Origin of the sequence: Cognaticolwellia aestuarii, from assembly GCF_002000025.1 — a bacterium.
Classification (GTDB): domain Bacteria; phylum Pseudomonadota; class Gammaproteobacteria; order Enterobacterales; family Alteromonadaceae; genus Cognaticolwellia; species Cognaticolwellia aestuarii.
The window spans coordinates 179,534-195,333 of sequence record NZ_MUZV01000007.1 but is presented as its reverse complement, the minus strand read 5'-3'; the positions used below and the strand labels follow the sequence as shown (position 1 = coordinate 195,333).

Annotated in this window: 17 protein-coding genes and 1 tRNA gene; 6 read left to right on the top strand and 12 right to left on the bottom strand. The window is 39.2% G+C overall.

The window, feature by feature from the left end:
• Window positions 1-8: 8 nt before the first annotated feature.
• The 10 genes from B0169_RS12490 to B0169_RS12445 form a co-directional block, all read right to left on the bottom strand.
• The gene (locus tag B0169_RS12490) at window positions 9-1,103 is read right to left on the bottom strand and encodes a flagellar basal body P-ring protein FlgI (RefSeq protein WP_143323540.1); all 1,095 of its coding nucleotides are present in this window, start codon (window positions 1,101-1,103) and stop codon (window positions 9-11) included.
• Window positions 1,104-1,115: 12 nt separating this feature from the next.
• Complete coding sequence (flgH, locus tag B0169_RS12485; protein ID WP_077286314.1) at window positions 1,116-1,823, bottom strand: flagellar basal body L-ring protein FlgH; 708 nt, start codon at window positions 1,821-1,823, stop codon at window positions 1,116-1,118.
• A gap of 16 nt (window positions 1,824-1,839) precedes the next feature.
• On the bottom strand, window positions 1,840-2,628 hold the full coding sequence (gene flgG / locus B0169_RS12480; RefSeq protein ID WP_077286313.1) for a flagellar basal-body rod protein FlgG: 789 nt from the start codon (window positions 2,626-2,628) through the stop codon (window positions 1,840-1,842).
• A 22-nt stretch (window positions 2,629-2,650) separates the two neighbouring features.
• Window positions 2,651-3,394, bottom strand: a complete 744-nt coding sequence (gene flgF, locus B0169_RS12475) for a flagellar basal-body rod protein FlgF (protein WP_077286312.1) — start codon at window positions 3,392-3,394, stop codon at window positions 2,651-2,653.
• A 177-nt stretch (window positions 3,395-3,571) separates the two neighbouring features.
• Complete coding sequence (gene flgE / locus B0169_RS12470; protein ID WP_077286311.1) at window positions 3,572-4,924, bottom strand: flagellar hook protein FlgE; 1,353 nt, start codon at window positions 4,922-4,924, stop codon at window positions 3,572-3,574.
• Between the two features lie 45 nt (window positions 4,925-4,969).
• On the bottom strand, window positions 4,970-5,659 hold the full coding sequence (locus tag B0169_RS12465; protein WP_077286310.1) for a flagellar hook assembly protein FlgD: 690 nt from the start codon (window positions 5,657-5,659) through the stop codon (window positions 4,970-4,972).
• Window positions 5,660-5,678: 19 nt separating this feature from the next.
• A complete protein-coding gene (flgC, locus tag B0169_RS12460) occupies window positions 5,679-6,098 on the bottom strand; it encodes a flagellar basal body rod protein FlgC (RefSeq protein WP_077286309.1) in 420 nt (139 codons plus the stop codon).
• A 5-nt stretch (window positions 6,099-6,103) separates the two neighbouring features.
• A complete protein-coding gene (flgB, locus tag B0169_RS12455; RefSeq protein ID WP_077286308.1) occupies window positions 6,104-6,499 on the bottom strand; it encodes a flagellar basal body rod protein FlgB in 396 nt (131 codons plus the stop codon).
• Window positions 6,500-6,565: 66 nt separating this feature from the next.
• The gene (locus tag B0169_RS12450) at window positions 6,566-7,396 is read right to left on the bottom strand and encodes a CheR family methyltransferase (RefSeq protein WP_077286307.1); all 831 of its coding nucleotides are present in this window, start codon (window positions 7,394-7,396) and stop codon (window positions 6,566-6,568) included.
• Between the two features lie 39 nt (window positions 7,397-7,435).
• Window positions 7,436-8,371, bottom strand: coding sequence for a chemotaxis protein CheV (locus B0169_RS12445; RefSeq protein ID WP_077286306.1), 936 nt, complete (start codon window positions 8,369-8,371; stop codon window positions 7,436-7,438).
• Window positions 8,372-8,537: 166 nt separating this feature from the next.
• Here B0169_RS12445 and flgA point away from each other — a divergent pair, with 166 nt between their 5' ends.
• From flgA to flgN, 3 genes are all read left to right on the top strand, one after another.
• Complete coding sequence (gene flgA, locus B0169_RS12440) at window positions 8,538-9,230, top strand: flagellar basal body P-ring formation chaperone FlgA (RefSeq protein WP_158077089.1); 693 nt, start codon at window positions 8,538-8,540, stop codon at window positions 9,228-9,230.
• 74 nt (window positions 9,231-9,304) lie between these two features.
• Window positions 9,305-9,622 (top strand): flagellar biosynthesis anti-sigma factor FlgM, encoded by a 318-nt coding sequence (flgM, locus tag B0169_RS12435; protein WP_077286304.1) that lies wholly within the window; start codon window positions 9,305-9,307, stop codon window positions 9,620-9,622.
• 25 nt (window positions 9,623-9,647) lie between these two features.
• Window positions 9,648-10,079, top strand: coding sequence for a flagellar export chaperone FlgN (flgN, locus tag B0169_RS12430; RefSeq protein ID WP_077286303.1), 432 nt, complete (start codon window positions 9,648-9,650; stop codon window positions 10,077-10,079).
• A gap of 187 nt (window positions 10,080-10,266) precedes the next feature.
• Here the strand turns inward: flgN and B0169_RS12425 are convergent, their stop codons facing one another.
• On the bottom strand, window positions 10,267-10,731 hold the full coding sequence (locus tag B0169_RS12425) for an LPP20 family lipoprotein (RefSeq protein WP_077286302.1): 465 nt from the start codon (window positions 10,729-10,731) through the stop codon (window positions 10,267-10,269).
• A gap of 23 nt (window positions 10,732-10,754) precedes the next feature.
• Window positions 10,755-11,399, bottom strand: a complete 645-nt coding sequence (locus B0169_RS12420; protein WP_077286301.1) for a FlgO family outer membrane protein — start codon at window positions 11,397-11,399, stop codon at window positions 10,755-10,757.
• 362 nt (window positions 11,400-11,761) lie between these two features.
• Here B0169_RS12420 and B0169_RS12415 point away from each other — a divergent pair, with 362 nt between their 5' ends.
• The 3 genes from B0169_RS12415 to tkt all read left to right on the top strand — a co-directional run bounded on the left by B0169_RS12415 (window position 11,762) and on the right by tkt (window position 15,696).
• Complete coding sequence (locus tag B0169_RS12415) at window positions 11,762-12,925, top strand: flagella assembly protein FlgT (protein ID WP_077286300.1); 1,164 nt, start codon at window positions 11,762-11,764, stop codon at window positions 12,923-12,925.
• A 165-nt stretch (window positions 12,926-13,090) separates the two neighbouring features.
• Window positions 13,091-13,166: transfer RNA gene (locus B0169_RS12410), tRNA-Arg, on the top strand.
• A 550-nt stretch (window positions 13,167-13,716) separates the two neighbouring features.
• A complete protein-coding gene (tkt, locus tag B0169_RS12405) occupies window positions 13,717-15,696 on the top strand; it encodes a transketolase (RefSeq protein ID WP_077286299.1) in 1,980 nt (659 codons plus the stop codon).
• The last annotated feature ends 104 nt before the right edge of the window (window positions 15,697-15,800 follow it).

Below are 15,800 nucleotides of genomic sequence, written 5' to 3'. Positions count from 1 at the left end.
TAAGACCATTAAATAATGATCAAATCTCCACGTAATGCCCCTGCTTGATCTAGCGCTTCCAAAATGGCCATCACATCACCTGGACCGGCTCCAACTTGGTTGATCGCTCTCACTAAGGCATCTAAAGTCACTCCCGGATCAAAAACAAACATCCGCGAATCATCTTGTTTTACATCTATAATTGATTGGTTAGTTGCCACCGTTTCGCCTTGTGCAAAAGCATTAGGTTGAGAAACATTCTCCATTTCATTTATTGTCACGGTAATACCACCATGAGTAATTGCCGCTGGTAGTAAACGCACATCAGCGCCAATAACGATAGTGCCTGTACGAGAGTTAACAATAATCTTTGCCGATGGTGAACCCGGTTCAAATTCTAAATTCTCCAAGGTAGCTAAAAAGCTAACGCGGTCAGCAGCATCACGCGGCGCTGTCACCTTTACCGACGCAGCATCAACAGCTCGTGCAGAGCCGGCTATCAAATTATTAATGGTATCTGACAAGCGTTTTGCAGTAGTAAAGTCAGCATTATGTAAATTAAAAGTAATATGATCACCCGAAGTAAATGGCGACAAGACTTCTCGCTCAACCATCGCCCCATTAGCAATCCGACCCACTGTTGGTGTATTTGCTATTACTTTCGAACCATCAAGCCCTTCAGCACCTAAACCACTGACAATTAAACTACCTTGAGCCACAGCATACGCATTGCCATCAAGCCCCATCAAAATCGTTTGAATTAAGGTACCACCGCGCAGGCTTTGGGCACTGCCCATAGAAGAAACTGTCACATCAATTTTTTGTCCTGGTTTGGCAAATGCAGGCAGTTCGGCATGAACAGCAACAGCTGCAACATTTTTAATTTTTGGTTTTAAATTAGCTGGCATTTTGATACCAAAATTACTCAGCATGGTTTTAAAGCTCTGTTCAGTAAATGGGCTTTGTTCACCGGTGCCAGGCAAGCCTACGACTAAGCCATAACCAATCAATTGGTTACTACGAACACCCGCAACGTCAGCTAAATCTTTAATACGCTGTGCATTTACTTCTGACGTTAAGGTCAAAATGACTAAGTATAAAAAGCTATATAAGTATTTTTTCATCATATTGTTCCGCTAAAGAGGCCACCACGAACTACTGAAAAATTTAGATAACCATCCTTGTTCTTGTATATCAGCAAAAGTGCCAGTACCAGCATACTCGATACGTGCATTAGCCACTTTGCTCGATGTCACAGTATTTTCTGAACTAATATCTTGTGAACGTACCACACCGGTTAAGCGAATATATTCATCACCATTATTTAATGACATCCATTTTTCACCACGGATCATCAAGTTACCATTAGGCAGTACTCTCAATACGTGAACAGAAATATTACCGGATAAACTGTTACCTTGATTAGCCTTTGAGTCACCTGAAAAATCAGACTCTTGGTCATAACCAAATTGTATTGCTTGATTTTTAATATTAATGGCTGCGCCACCCAAACCAGTAATAGGATTGAGCGTTGCACTATTAGCTTTTTTTAATTCTGTTTTGGCACTCTTTTGTGCTTGTGTACTTTCACTTAAAACCACAGAAATAATATCGCCAACGCGATGAGCTTTAGAGTCTGAGTAAATGTTATTAATGTAGTTAACTCTGAACAAAGAGCCGGTTGGCACTAAGGGCTCATCTTCCATTTCAGGCAGAATTGGCGCAAAATCAGGGTCATTAGGTAGCGTTTTTGCTTGTTCAACACTCGCACAGCCAGTGAATAGCATAACCACGATACTTAAGGTAATGAGTTTTGAGGTTAACGAAACTTGTTGGCCTTTCATGATGTGCTCCTCAATCTTATAATTGTTGATTGATATAGCTAAGCATTTGGTCAACAGCTGAAATTACTTTTGAATTCATTTCATACACCCGCTGACTTTCAATAAGATTAACTAACTCTTCAGTGGTATTTACATTAGATGTTTCTAGCGCACCTTGTACTATCATGCCGTACCCTTCTAAGCCGGGTACGCCTTGTTGTGGCGCGCCACTGACAGCGGTTTCAACATATAAATTTTGACCAATCGGCTGTAAGCCGGTGGGGTTAACAAAGTTAACCGTATTAATTTGTCCCACAACAGCAGGTTCAGCTTGCCCTTGTAAGGTCACCGAAACTTCACCGTCTTGCGAGACAATAATACTTAAGGCATCTTCAGGTATGGTGATTTGCGGCTGCATTAAATAACCTGCGCCTGGTGTCACGATGTTACCTTCTTCATCCATAGTAAACTGACCATTACGAGAATAGGACGAAGAGCCATCAGGCATTAAAATTTCAAACATGCCTTCACCTTGAATCATCATATCCAAAGCGTTATCAGTATTGAGCATATCACCCTGAGTGTGGATTTTTTGTGTCGCGACCACTTTGGTACCAGCACCTAGCATTAAGCCCGATGGCATTTCAGTATCTTGTGCTGAGCGTCCGCCTGGTTGATTAATCGTTTGATAAAGTAAATCTTCAAATACTGCTCGACTTTTTTTAAAGCCAACGGTACTGGCATTAGCTAAGTTATTAGAAATAACCGCAATCTCTTTCGTTTGCGCATCTAAGCCTGTTTTACTGATCCATAATGCTGGGTTCATACATCACCTCGAAATAATTTATTTAGAACGCACGTAATAATGAAGATGCACTTGAATCAACTTCTTCGGCGGTTTTCATCATTTTTAATTGCATCTCAAATTGTCGCTGCAGCGCAATCATATCGGTCATCTCACCGATAGGATTGACATTACTTGACTCCAAAGACCTACTTGCCACTTGAACCGTGACATCAGCCGGTTCGATATTGCCATCTTTACGACGAAATAAGCCGTCGTTGCCTTTCTCAATCAAGCGGTTGTCTGGGTTAACAAATTTTATACGCCCAACTTCTTCCTGCACCGAACTGGGTGCACCTTCAGGCTGTACCATAATGGTGCCATCAGCAGAAATATTAATATTATTAACTGGCAGCGGTAGGAAAATAGGACCGTTATCTCCGATAACTAAATCACCACTTGATGTTTCAAGTGCGCCATTATCATTGAGTTTTAATTGGCCATTACGAGTATAGGCTTCGCTACCGTCTTCAGTTTGCACGGTTAACCAGCCCTGACCTTGAATCGCAATATCCAAGTCACGACCTGTGGTCAGTAAAGCGCCACTGTCAAAGTTTTGGCCTGCTCGTTCGGTCATAGAAAACACCCGAGTTGGCAGCCCTTCACCAAAAGCTTGCATTGCTCTAGCATTTGCTAGATCAGCCTTAAAGCCAGTAGTTTTGGCATTAGCGAGGTTATTAGCATTCACTGATAAGGCTTGCATGTTTTGCTTGGCACCGCTCATCGCGATATACAGCATCCTATCCATAATGAACTTCCTCAATAAAATTAGTCATAGTTTAACTAAAGCAAGTAAAGTGCCAAAAGAATAAAAAATAAGTATTAACCTTGCGGTTGAAGGTTATTAGGGGGGATATAAAAATGAAAAAAGCCAGTTATCCCTATGTGAGAACCTGGCTTTTTTTGTCGTTATTTATCAGTTAAATTAACGAATTTGTAAGATAGTCTGGTTCAGCTGGTTATCAACTTCTAATGCACGAGAGTTGGCTTGGAAGTTACGTTGTGCTGAAATTAAATCAATCAACTCTGTAGTTAAGTTAACATTTGATTGCTCTAATGCTGATGAGTTAATCGTACCAAAAGTACCTGACCCCCCCTCACCTGCTAACGCTTCACCTGAAGTAATACTTTCTTTCCAACTCGTACTACCAACTTGTGTTAAACCTTGCTCATTGGCAAAGTTAACCATAGCGATACGTGATAATGGCTCTGATGTACCATTACTATAAGTTGCTCTAACTAAGCCATCTGTTCCAATATCAATACCCGTTAATCGTCCCACAGCTAAACCATCTTGCTGCAATGAAGTTACTTCAAAGTTAGAAGCAAACTGCGTAGGCTCATTTGGGTTAGGAGATAATACATCTAAATTAAAATCAATTTTAATGGTCTGTGTATCATCAGCACCATTTGATAAAATTGACGAACCAAGCGCTGTAGTAATAAGGCCGCCATCTGCCAAGCTTGGTATTTGAGAGATAAAATCACCTGATGAACTAAATGTCAGTCTACCACCTACAATGCCTGCAACACCGGCAGTAGGGTTAGTTGCCCCAGGATCTGTCTCAAGATCAACCATAGTGCCGTCGACACCCGCAAATACCATCCATTCGTTCGGATTTGTTGACGGGTTATCTTTGACAAAATAATAAGTCATTACATGGCTATCGCCTAATGAGTCAAAAATTGTTACTGACGTTGAATGATTGAAGGTGAGTGGATCATCTTGATCAAAGTTACCAGGGGCCCCTGTGATATAGGAATCACCCGCAGGCAGGTTCATTCTAATATCAACCTCTGACGATTTCTGCGGAGCACCGGAAGCTGTCGGTATGCGAATAGGCTCTGCAGTACTTAAACTTACTGAAGCAGAAGTTCCATCAGCATTAACAGGGAAACCTAATAAATGGCCGCCTTGCGAATTAACAATGAAGTTATCTTGATTCAATTTGAATTGGCCAGCACGGGTATAAGATGTTTCTAAGCTACCAAGCTCAGGTACCGTAGCAAAAAAACCATTACCGGTAATAGCTAGATCTAAAGCATTGTTAGTAAACTGAATACTACCTTGTGAAAACTGTTGTGCAACATCTGCCGTCAAAACACCGTCACCGACTTTCGTTTTACCTGATGATAATAAAGATGCAGCATAAACATCAACAAACTCTGCACGAGACTCTTTAAAGCCTGTTGTATTGACGTTTGCGATGTTGTTGGATGTAACATCCAAGTCTTTTTGAGCCGCGTTCAATCCGCTCAATGCGATATTAAATGACATAATTTCACCTCGTAAAAAATTTTGTTAAGCTAACTACAGTAAAAGTTAGCCTTGTGTTACTTCAACAACATCCGATAATTTCATCGAACTGCCACCATTAAGGTTTAATAAAATACTGCCGCCTGCACCTGCTAAAGTGACACTGTCAACTTTGCGGTAGGTCATCGCTTGTAATTCATTAGCTTCACCTTCAACAAGCCCTGCGACTCTAAAGCGATAAGCGCCTTCTGGAGCAGGTTCGCCATTAGCCCCTTGCCCATCCCATGTAAAGGTAAACTCACCTGCTTTAACGTTACCTACAGGAACCGTTTGAACGATCTCCCCAGCAACATTTTCAACGTAAATATTGACATTACTTGCCGCTTTATCAGTAACAAGTTTGCCTTTAACTTCTTCCCCTTCTTCCATGCCAAATACGTTATCGTCAACTAAAACACTCCGTCCGACTAAAGACGATGCTTGTAAAGCTTGGCTAGATGACATAGAAGCAGCAAAGTTAGTAAATTGATCATTTAAATTTGACACGCCATCAGTAGTTGAAAAGGCGGTCATTTGAGATATCATTTCGTTGTTTTCAACTGGCTTTGTTGGATCTTGATGCGAAAGCTCTTGTGTTAATAACGCGAAAAAATCTTCTTGCGTTAGCATACCGCGATTTGGATCGGCCTCAGGTGTTGATGTTTCTTGCTGCCAACGAATATTGTCTAATGGACTAGAACCAGATACAGTTTCCATGTTTAATTCCTATATAAACTTAGCTTTTGCCAAGTGTTAGCGTTTTATTCAGCATATTTTTCGCTGACTCCGCTAATTGCACATTGGTTTGATATGAGCGTGAAGCCGAAATCATATTGGTCATCTCTTCAATAACATTCACATTTGGCTTATAAATATATCCTTCACCATCGGCCATGGGATGATCTGGAGCATATTCAACATTAAGTGGTTTATTGCTTTCCACCACACCGAGCACTTGCACACCAACCGACTCATTTTGCCCTCCGGCAGCTTTTTGCATCTCAGCGGCAAAAACTGGATGACGTGCACGGTAAGTTTTATCGACACTGCTACTAACACTATCCGCATTAGCTATATTACTGGCGGTTGTATTCAAGCGCACAGACTGCGCGCTCATCCCCGAACCAGAAACAGAAAATACATTAAATAGGCTCATAATTCTTACCCTCCAGTGATGGCTTTCTTCAAGCCCTTAATTTTACTATCAAGAAATTGCAGACTTGCTTGGTATTCCATAGAGTTTTCTAGATACAAGTTTCGTTCCACTTGTACATCTACGGTATTTCCATCACCTGTATCAGGTTGATTAGGCGTTCTAAAACCAACGCCATTATTGAGCTCCATGCGAACATCGAAATGTTTCTCATTGGTACGAGTCATACCTGTTTGTTGTTTGGAACTTGCTTGGGCTAACGCCGCCTGGAAGTCCATTCCTTTAGCTTTGTAGCCTGGGGTATCCGCATTAGCAATATTACTGGCAATCAGCTCAGCACGCTGCGCACGCACTTGTAAACCTTGCGGATGAATGCCGAATGCTTTTTCAAAACTAATAGCCATAAAAAAATACCTCCAAGTTAATGAAGGTATTTATTCAATATTTATGCCAGAGGTGTTAGAGGTGTGTTATTTTTTTTGGTAAACAATACCAGGATTACAACGGATCATATTAAAATCTTGGCTAATACCTGAAAGAGATTCAGAAGCGCCAAGAAATAAATAACGATCATTATTTAATGTACCGTGAATTTGAGAAATAATTTGCCTTTTTAGCTCAGGAGAGAAGTAAATCAATACGTTACGGCAAAAAACCAAGTCAAACCGTCCCATTAAACTGTAACTATTTAGTAAGTTTAGTTGTCGGAAACTGACCATTTTCTTAATGATATCTTTGACCTTTAACATGCCATTATCACCCGCTTCAAAAAACTGCCTTTTCCGTTCTAAAGATAGACCTCTTGATAACGATAAACTGTCATAATGCGCATATTTACAATGTTCCAACATTGTGTTTGAGATATCAGTGCCAATAATTTGAACACCTGCAGAAAATGCACCTGGGTTACTTTGCTGGTATTCATAAATAGCCATAGCAATTGAATAAGGCTCTTGTCCGGACGAGCTGGCTGCAGACCAAATTTTTAAGGGTGTTCGCTGACCCTTAAATTCAGGCAATAAGCGTTTCTTCAAAAGCTCAAAAGGGTATTCATCACGAAACCATAATGTTTCATTGGTTGTCATGGCATCAATAACTGCCGCACGCAATTGCCGCTTAACAGGGTTAAGGGTTTGTGCAACTAAATCAGACAACGATGGCACGTCAAATTTTATCATCAATGGCGCTAAGCGACTTTTCACCAAGTACTGCTTATTCTCACCTAAAACAATGCCACATTGCTGCTCTAGAAAGGTTCTAAACTGATGATAACTCTTATCATCAAGTTGCTTAGTTAACACTAGCTATAATCCACCTTATGTAAATAACCTAAATAAATATTAAGAAACTTCATCATGTTTTAGCCATTTTTTAACCGCTGTAGCTAGTTCATCAGGATGAAATTTAGGAATAAAGTCTTCTGCTCCAACTTTTTCTACCATAGCATTATTAAAAACACCACTTAAAGACGTATGCAAAATCACGGGAATATCCTTCATGCGTTCATCTTGCTTAATTTCAGCAGTCAGGGTATAGCCGTCCATTTCAGGCATTTCAATATCAGAAATTAACAAAGCAACTTTTTCAGTGATACTATTTTGACACCCTTCAGCAATACCTTGTAATTGATTCAATGCGTCTTGACCATTTTTCGCCAATAACATATTCAAGCCTAAAGGCTCTAGGGCTCGCTTAACTTGGTTTCGAGCAACCGTTGAGTCATCAGCGATCATAATAACGCGGTCACCAATATCTTCACCAACAGTAACATCAGCTACCCCCTCACTTAACTCAGTTGAGATAGGGCTAATTTCATTGAGAATTTTTTCAACATCAAGAATCGATACCATTTCATTTTCAATTTCGGTAACGGCAGTAAGGTAACTTGATTTACCAGCCCCTTCTGGTGGTGGCATAATATCTTTCCAGCTCAAGGTAACAATGCGCTCAACACCGGCAACAAGAAACCCTTGCACACTGCGATTATACTCAGCAATAATAACGAAACTACTTTCTGTTTGAACTATTTCAGGACCACCTGTAGCTTTACTTAGGTCAATGACAGAAATCGTTTGACCACGAATATGTGCCACACCTTTAATGAACTTATCCTGTTTCGGTAACAATGTCAGTCGAGGACAAGGCATAACTTCACGCACTTTGAAAACATTTATCCCAAAGCGCTGCCTGCCAATAAGTTTAAATAATAGTAACTCTAGTCGGTTCTGACCAACCAATTGAGTACGCTGATTAACTGAGTCTAATATACCTGCCATAAAAACCTCTTTAGTTATGCCAATGAAAAATTAACAAAGGCACAATTCTTGATTGTATTCCCAATTAAGCAATAACGTAAATGTTTTGACGTTATATATGTTAAATTGTATTCAGTTAAGCATAGACGAGTATTTTTATTTCCCTAGCAGCCAGATCAAAAAAATTATGAGTAAATTAAAGATATTAGTAAAGTTTGCCGTTATTTACTTAGCTGTACTCAATTCAAGTACAGCCATGACATTCGACCGTGATTATCTTTACAACTACATCAAATCTTATGTTGAAAGCAATGTGAGCATACCAGCTCAGGGAAAACTAAACGTTGAAGTATCTCCAATCGATCCAAGAATTTCATTACAGCCTTGCCTATCACCATTAACGGCAAATATACCTGAAAAACATAATGGTAGGAACGTAAATGTTAAAATTGTTTGCCCCGACGAAGACTCTTGGCAACTATTTATTCCGGTTAAAATCCAAACTATCGTGCCAATATTAGTTACTCGAATGCGTGTATCTAAAGGTACCTTGCTCGACAGCTCCAATATGGAAGTCATTTTTAAAGACAGTAGTCAAGTAAGAGGAACAGTATTAACGGATCCCAAGCTTGTTACTGGTGCGAGAATTAAACGAAACTTATCTCAAGGTAGTGCCATAACAAATAGAAATACTTGTTTTGTTTGTAAAGGGCAGCCAGTAAACATTATTGCTAAATCAACGAGTTTCGAAATTAAATCTTTTGGTATTGCTTTAAAAGACGGTAGTTTAGGTGAGCTGATCCCTGTTAAAAATAAGAAATCAGGCCGCGTAGTTCAAGGACAAGTTAACGCTATTAACCAAGTAATAATTAATTTATAATAATTTCTTAAGTTTTATACTGTTTTGCCGATAAAGGGTCAGAAACCAATAACTGTTGTAAATAGGACATAATAATGGCTATAAATATCAACAACTTGAATAACACCAATCAAGTAAAGCAAAAACTTGAACAGCAAGTACAGACAAAACAGCAAGTTACTCAAAGTACTGATATTTCACAACAAGCTAAATTAGCTACACGTGATTCAGTATCAATCACCCCTCAAGCAAAGCAAATGAGTGAACTGCAAAAAAAAGCTACTGACTCTTCGCCCGCGCTTAACCAGAAAAAAATAGATGAATTAAAAAGTGCGATCACCGCTGGTGATTACAAAATCAACCCAGAAAAGCTTGCTTCAAGTATCGCCAATTTCGAATTTGAGCTCGGTTAACTTAACGCTATAGCGGAGTAAACACATGTCTGAAAAAGTAACGCCACAACAATTGGTCACTCATCAGTTATCACAATTGGCACAATTAGAGGCATTGTTAAACACAGAAAAAGAAATACTCCAACAGCAAGATCCTGACGCACTCATTAAAATTACTGCTGACAAGAACGCCCTACTTTTAGCAATACAAGATGTTGATAATGCTATTGGGCAAAGCTTTGAGTTTAAGCAAGAAAAGTTAGCCGGTAACTTTAGTAATGAACTCGCAGAAATTAAGGCCAGTTTAGAGCGTAGTAAGAAACAAAACCAAGTTAATGGCTTAATAATTCATCAATCACAAATAGCGGTTGATAGAATGAAAACCTCACTATTAGTTAACCACAATAAGTCGTCAATGACCTATGATAATAAAGGTAAAACCTCAAGCGGTCTTAGTAGCTTAGGCATAAAAGCCTAATTAAATAGCAAACAAAAACCAGCTTGTTATCCAATCCTCAGCACAACACATATACTTAATATCACGATTCGATCCTGAGCATCATGAAAACCGTTTTCCCTAAATAGCTCCATAGCATTTTTTTACTCTGAATATAAAAAAACCAGCAAGTGCTGGCTTATAAATAGGTGTATCACAGTTTAACTTGTTAGTAATATGAAACCTTCTTTATCTCTTGACGATTTGATGATGCAATATATATGTCATAAACGTCTTTAAAGTCCAAGCTCAATTCGGTAGTGTAACTATCACCAACAGGGTAGCTTTTAACTACCTTTGCACCGCGAATAACCCCTTGCACTGTTGCTTTTAATTGCTGATTATCGATAAGTAAATTCGACATGGTAGTTTTACCATCAATATTCTGCCCGTAAACTTGTTCGGCTAATTCAGCATAAGCTGCAATCTTGGAAGCGTTTATCGCCATCAACATACGTTGTGTTTTATGCGCTGATTTTTGCAAACTAATCGGTGCTTGGCCAATAGCTGTTAATACTGGAAAACTTTTCGGCTTAACGGCTTGCCACTCTACATGTTTATCAAATACCGAAGAACATGCACTTAACACTAACGTACTGAATAAAACCCCAGCGCAACTAAATAAAATTTTCATGTCCAATACTCTTTCAGTTAATGCTATTGCTGTATCTCAATAGCACGAGCGTCATCAACCAACATCGCACTATCACGTAAAATCATGCCATCTTTCATTTTGACATTTTCATGGTGGTTAAAATCATCACCAACCACCCAAGCAGGAATAAAAGATTGGGCAGTAGCCACGACAACCCGAGATTGCATACCGATCATACGGGCATTAACGAGAATACCTTCCTCTTGCTGCATCATAGTGCCAGTAACGACATAGTCAATTATCTGACGTTCAGGCAGCTCTTTCCAATCACGACTAAATACATAATCGCCATCTGCCGTAACCCGAATATGACCAGTGGTTTTAAAGTCAATAACAACTAACCCATGACGTTGCATCTCATGAACAAAGCTTTCAGAAAGTTGATTACCTAGCCAATTTGTTGATTCTAAATTCTTTAAATCTACAAATGATGCAATAGCAATAGGTGTTTTAGGGCTAACAAATGAACTACTTTTCAACATTTGATAAGCGAGTCCTTTTACTACATCATTAATGGCATGACGAGGTAACTTAAAGCTGTTAATTTCTTGCTTGTCATCATAAGAAGAGCGATAAAAATCATCATTAGATCCCGTAGAGCAAGACATTACTGTCGGTATTAATATTGCAATAAGCCAATTTTTCATTGAGCTCCCCTCAAATAGTGAAAACATCATAAATCATATGCAAATGTTAAAGCAGGATTCACGCCAACATGAAACTTTATGTTTATTTTCTAGCCTGATAATTTAACCTTGAAATTAAAAAAATAACTTTCGCCATAACGATTATACGTAAAAATAACGACATTACGTTTATTTCAAACAGCGATTCTAGTTATACAGACCAGATGACAAGGAATCGCTTCTAGCCCCCACCCCCTTAGCACCTGATGATGTAACTTATGCTTTCTGGCTGCTTGGCCTTAGTTCCAGTGACTTTATAAGTAGGCACAAAACCTGCATATTTGTACATATTGATCGAACCAATTTTTAAAAAAGAGATACTTATGCGTCTATGTTTATTATGCCTTTGCTTTGCGATATATAGCGGCTCAACTTTTGGACAATGGTATGAGTCACAGGGTGTAGCAACAATAAAGCACAATGACAGTAAAGCGGCAAAAAACCAGGCAGTGCAAAATGCATTAAAAAAAGCCCTATTAGTAGCTGGTGCATCAGTGTCAAGTGTTCGTCAGGTGGTAAACGGTTTATTGACTCAAGACGAGATTAATATTCGAGCGAGTGGCAGTGTGAACTCTTTAGAACTCATTAGCGAGAGTTACACTGATAATGTAGTTACAGTTACTATTCGTGCTGATATTTTTTCACAGGAAAAGAAGTGCTTTGCTGCAGATTACAAAAAATCAATGCTACTAACACGTAGCAATGTATTACATCGTGAGCAAGCCAATATTGGTAGTATCTACGCAATTGATGGAGTATTGATCGAACAACTTGCTAAAAAAATACAGCATCAAGGTATTTATTTAGATACAAAATTGGCCCTTAAATCTAAAACAGAATTTTCACGCCTTAATCAAAGTTTACAAATACAAAGTTTAAAAAATTTAGCTATGTCATTAGCAAACATGTCGAACAGTCAATATGTTTTATTTTCTGAGATTCAAGATCTTTCAATGGCCAACGACGAAAATAATCATTGGCAATTTTGGCAAAATAATATCTACCAACGTCAATTCAATGTTGCGCTTTATGTTCATGATGGCGCAACAGGAGAGCGAATTTTAGATAAGCATTATCAAAGCTCAGCACCGTGGGACTTTGATAAACGCAAGCAAGTCGACGTTACAAGTAAGAATTTTTGGCAAAGTGAATATGGCAAAAAAATTAGCACTACATTAGACAACATCGTTAGTGATATTGATGAAAGCATGATGTGTCAGCCAACCCAGGGCAGAATTGTGCAAGTTAAGGGGAATTCTTTAACCTTCAATTTAGGGAAAAGACACGGTGTAAAAGTAGGTGACGAATTTTCGCTGTTACATTTAAATAACTTCATTAGTGATGATAAGCGCAGTTACCCTAGCTTACATATCAGCCCTTACAAAATTATTGTTAACTCTGTTAGCCAAGACAGCGCGCATGCAACTACTACCGAGCAACATATACTCGATAATATTCAAATTAACGACTTAGCAGTTAGGTACTAAGGCTATTGCCGCAAGTATTATCATTAACCTTATTTGAATGAGATAAACATCATTAACGCTATATGAGCACAACCTTGCCAATAAAAGATCATAAAACTACGGCAAAGATGATCTTTTATATTGATTTTTAACGGATAGTTTATAAAATAGCGCCGTTATATATTAGTCCTCATAGTTTAACTGGATAAAACTGCGGCCTCCTAAGCCGCTGCTCCAGGTTCGAGTCCTGGTGAGGACGCCATCGTTTAAATGCATCTAACAGACCTCTTGCCTTTTTCAAGCAATAAAAAAACCCCGCAATTGCGAGGTTTGTTTTTTAGTCTCGAACTAGTTAACTAGCTCTGTATTAGTTTGCTCTACTACAACGTCCTTGTCGTCTGCTGATGAACCGCTGCTCAACAGGGCTGACACTGCTAATATTGCTACTGCTAATATTACGGTAGTCAGTTTAATTCCGCGTGACGACGACCTGTTCATTATTCAATCCTATGTCAGGTTATATCTTTTTATTATTATTTGTACATACAACCAATTCACCCTATAGGATCTTCATTTTTATTTCAATAGCTTAGTTAAAATTTAAGAGTTAATTTAAAAATATAATTTCTAATAACATATTCACAGAGCAAAAAAGCAATAATATCCCACTAACATTACAGAAATGTGCTGAGTGAGCATTAAGTTAAAAATAATCATAGAAAAGTGCCAATAAAATTTGCAGTGGGGGGGTAGTCTAGGCGAAAATAAGCACAATTTTCATCCTTTCAAATTTTACAATAATTGGAGCAATTATGCCGTCGCGTCAACAACTGGCCAATGCAATTCGAGTTTTAAGCATGGATGCCGTGCAAAAAGCTAAATCAGGACACCCTGGAGCCCCGATGGGCATGGCAGATATCGCTGAAGTTTTATGGCGTGACTTCCTAAAACATAACCCAACAGATCCAAATTGGGCAGACCGCGATCGTTTTATACTATCGAATGGTCATGGCTCAATGTTGATTTATTCATTATTGCACCTAACCGGCTATGATTTACCGATTAATGAATTACAGAACTTCCGTCAATTGCACTCTAAAACACCAGGTCATCCAGAATACGGCTACACACCTGGCGTAGAAACGACAACAGGCCCATTAGGCGCTGGTGTATCTAATGCTGTTGGTATGGCTATCGCTGAAAAAACCTTAGCGGCACAATTTAACCGTGAAGGTCACAACATTGTTGATCACAACACTTATGTATTTTTAGGTGACGGTTGCTTAATGGAAGGTATTTCTCATGAAGCCTGTTCTCTAGCTGGCACATTAGGCTTAGGCAAGTTAATTGCTTTTTGGGATGATAATGGTATTTCAATTGATGGTGATGTTGAAGGCTGGTTTACTGATGATACGCCTGCCCGCTTTGCCGCTTATGGTTGGCATGTTGTCAGTGTTGACGGTCATAACCCAGAAGCTATCGCCGCTGCTATAGTTGAAGCAAAATCAGTCACTGATAAACCATCAATGATTTGTTGTAAAACCATTATCGGCTTTGGCTCGCCAAATAAAGAAGGTACACACGATTGTCATGGTGCACCTTTGGGTGACGATGAAATTGCCGCAACCCGTGAAAAATTAAATTGGCCTCATGCGCCTTTTGAAATTCCAGCCGATATTTATGCAGATTGGGATCAAAAAGACAAAGGCAATGCTGAGCAAGCAAGCTGGAATGATAAATTTGCCGCTTACCAAGCAGCATACCCAGAGTTAGCTACTGAGTATGAACGCCGAGTTATCAAAGGGGATTTACCTGCAGAGTTTGAAGAAAAAGCTAACGCGTACATTTTAGCTTGCCAAGAAAAAGCTGAAAATGTTGCCTCACGTAAAGCATCACAAAACACGATTGAAGCATTTGGTGCAATTTTACCTGAATTATTAGGGGGCTCTGCCGACTTAGCGGGCTCTAACTTAACGCTTTGGTCTGGTTCAAAAGGCATTCAAGACGATGCTGCTGGCAACTACATTTTTTACGGCGTACGTGAATTTGGCATGAGCGGTATCATGAATGGTATTTCGCTACATGGCGGCTTTATTAACTACGGTGCAACATTCATGATGTTTATGGAGTATGCTCGTAACGCAGTGCGTATGTCAGCATTAATGGGTATTCAAAACATTTTTGTTTATACGCATGATTCTATTGGCCAGGGTGAAGATGGTCCAACACATCAACCTATAGAACAGTTAACTAACTTGCGTACTACACCTAATATGGTGACATGGCGTCCAGCAGATGCAACTGAATCTGCTGTAGCTTGGAAAAATGCTGTTGAACGTCAAAACGCCCCAACATCGTTAATCTTTTCTCGCCAAGGTTTACCGGCGCTTAGCCGCAATGCAGCTCAAGTAGCTGACATAGCTAAAGGTGGTTACATCTTAAAAGACAGTGTTGGTACACCAGAAGTGATTTTAATCGCAACAGGTTCAGAAGTATCATTAGCATTAAAATCAGCAGAAGCATTAGGTGATAAAGTTCGTGTTGTTTCTATGCCATCAACCAATATTTTTGATGCACAAGACGCTGCTTACAAAGAGTCAGTATTGCCTACTAGCGTTACTAAACGTGTAGCAATTGAAGCTGCTCATACCGATTTTTGGTATAAATATGTTGGCCTAAACGGCAACGTTGTTGGTATGACAACCTTTGGCGAATCAGCGCCGGGCAATGTTTTATTTGAGCACTTTGGTTTTACTGTAGAAAACGTTGTAAAAACAGTTAATAGCCTTTAAGTCTTAATGCAATAATCATAATGTTATAGCCAGTTGAGTTTGCTTAACTGGCTATTAAATGATTAATAAAGTCACAATTCATGTCGAGTACATTTCGCTTAACT

What these genes read in the sequence shown, in the direction of transcription:
- B0169_RS12490 (WP_143323540.1), bottom strand. Translation starts at nt 1,103, where the DNA reads ATGAAAAAATACTTATATAGCTTTTTATACTTAGTCATTTTGACCTTA.
- flgH (WP_077286314.1), bottom strand. Translation starts at nt 1,823, where the DNA reads ATGAAAGGCCAACAAGTTTCGTTAACCTCAAAACTCATTACCTTAAGT.
- flgG (WP_077286313.1), bottom strand. Translation starts at nt 2,628, where the DNA reads ATGAACCCAGCATTATGGATCAGTAAAACAGGCTTAGATGCGCAAACG.
- flgF (WP_077286312.1), bottom strand. Translation starts at nt 3,394, where the DNA reads ATGGATAGGATGCTGTATATCGCGATGAGCGGTGCCAAGCAAAACATG.
- flgE (WP_077286311.1), bottom strand. Translation starts at nt 4,924, where the DNA reads ATGTCATTTAATATCGCATTGAGCGGATTGAACGCGGCTCAAAAAGAC.
- B0169_RS12465 (WP_077286310.1), bottom strand. Translation starts at nt 5,659, where the DNA reads ATGGAAACTGTATCTGGTTCTAGTCCATTAGACAATATTCGTTGGCAG.
- flgC (WP_077286309.1), bottom strand. Translation starts at nt 6,098, where the DNA reads ATGAGCCTATTTAATGTATTTTCTGTTTCTGGTTCGGGGATGAGCGCG.
- flgB (WP_077286308.1), bottom strand. Translation starts at nt 6,499, where the DNA reads ATGGCTATTAGTTTTGAAAAAGCATTCGGCATTCATCCGCAAGGTTTA.
- B0169_RS12445 (WP_077286306.1), bottom strand. Translation starts at nt 8,371, where the DNA reads ATGGCAGGTATATTAGACTCAGTTAATCAGCGTACTCAATTGGTTGGT.
- flgA (WP_158077089.1), top strand. Translation starts at nt 8,538, where the DNA reads ATGAGTAAATTAAAGATATTAGTAAAGTTTGCCGTTATTTACTTAGCT.
- flgM (WP_077286304.1), top strand. Translation starts at nt 9,305, where the DNA reads ATGGCTATAAATATCAACAACTTGAATAACACCAATCAAGTAAAGCAA.
- flgN (WP_077286303.1), top strand. Translation starts at nt 9,648, where the DNA reads ATGTCTGAAAAAGTAACGCCACAACAATTGGTCACTCATCAGTTATCA.
- B0169_RS12425 (WP_077286302.1), bottom strand. Translation starts at nt 10,731, where the DNA reads ATGAAAATTTTATTTAGTTGCGCTGGGGTTTTATTCAGTACGTTAGTG.
- B0169_RS12420 (WP_077286301.1), bottom strand. Translation starts at nt 11,399, where the DNA reads ATGAAAAATTGGCTTATTGCAATATTAATACCGACAGTAATGTCTTGC.
- B0169_RS12415 (WP_077286300.1), top strand. Translation starts at nt 11,762, where the DNA reads ATGCGTCTATGTTTATTATGCCTTTGCTTTGCGATATATAGCGGCTCA.
- tkt (WP_077286299.1), top strand. Translation starts at nt 13,717, where the DNA reads ATGCCGTCGCGTCAACAACTGGCCAATGCAATTCGAGTTTTAAGCATG.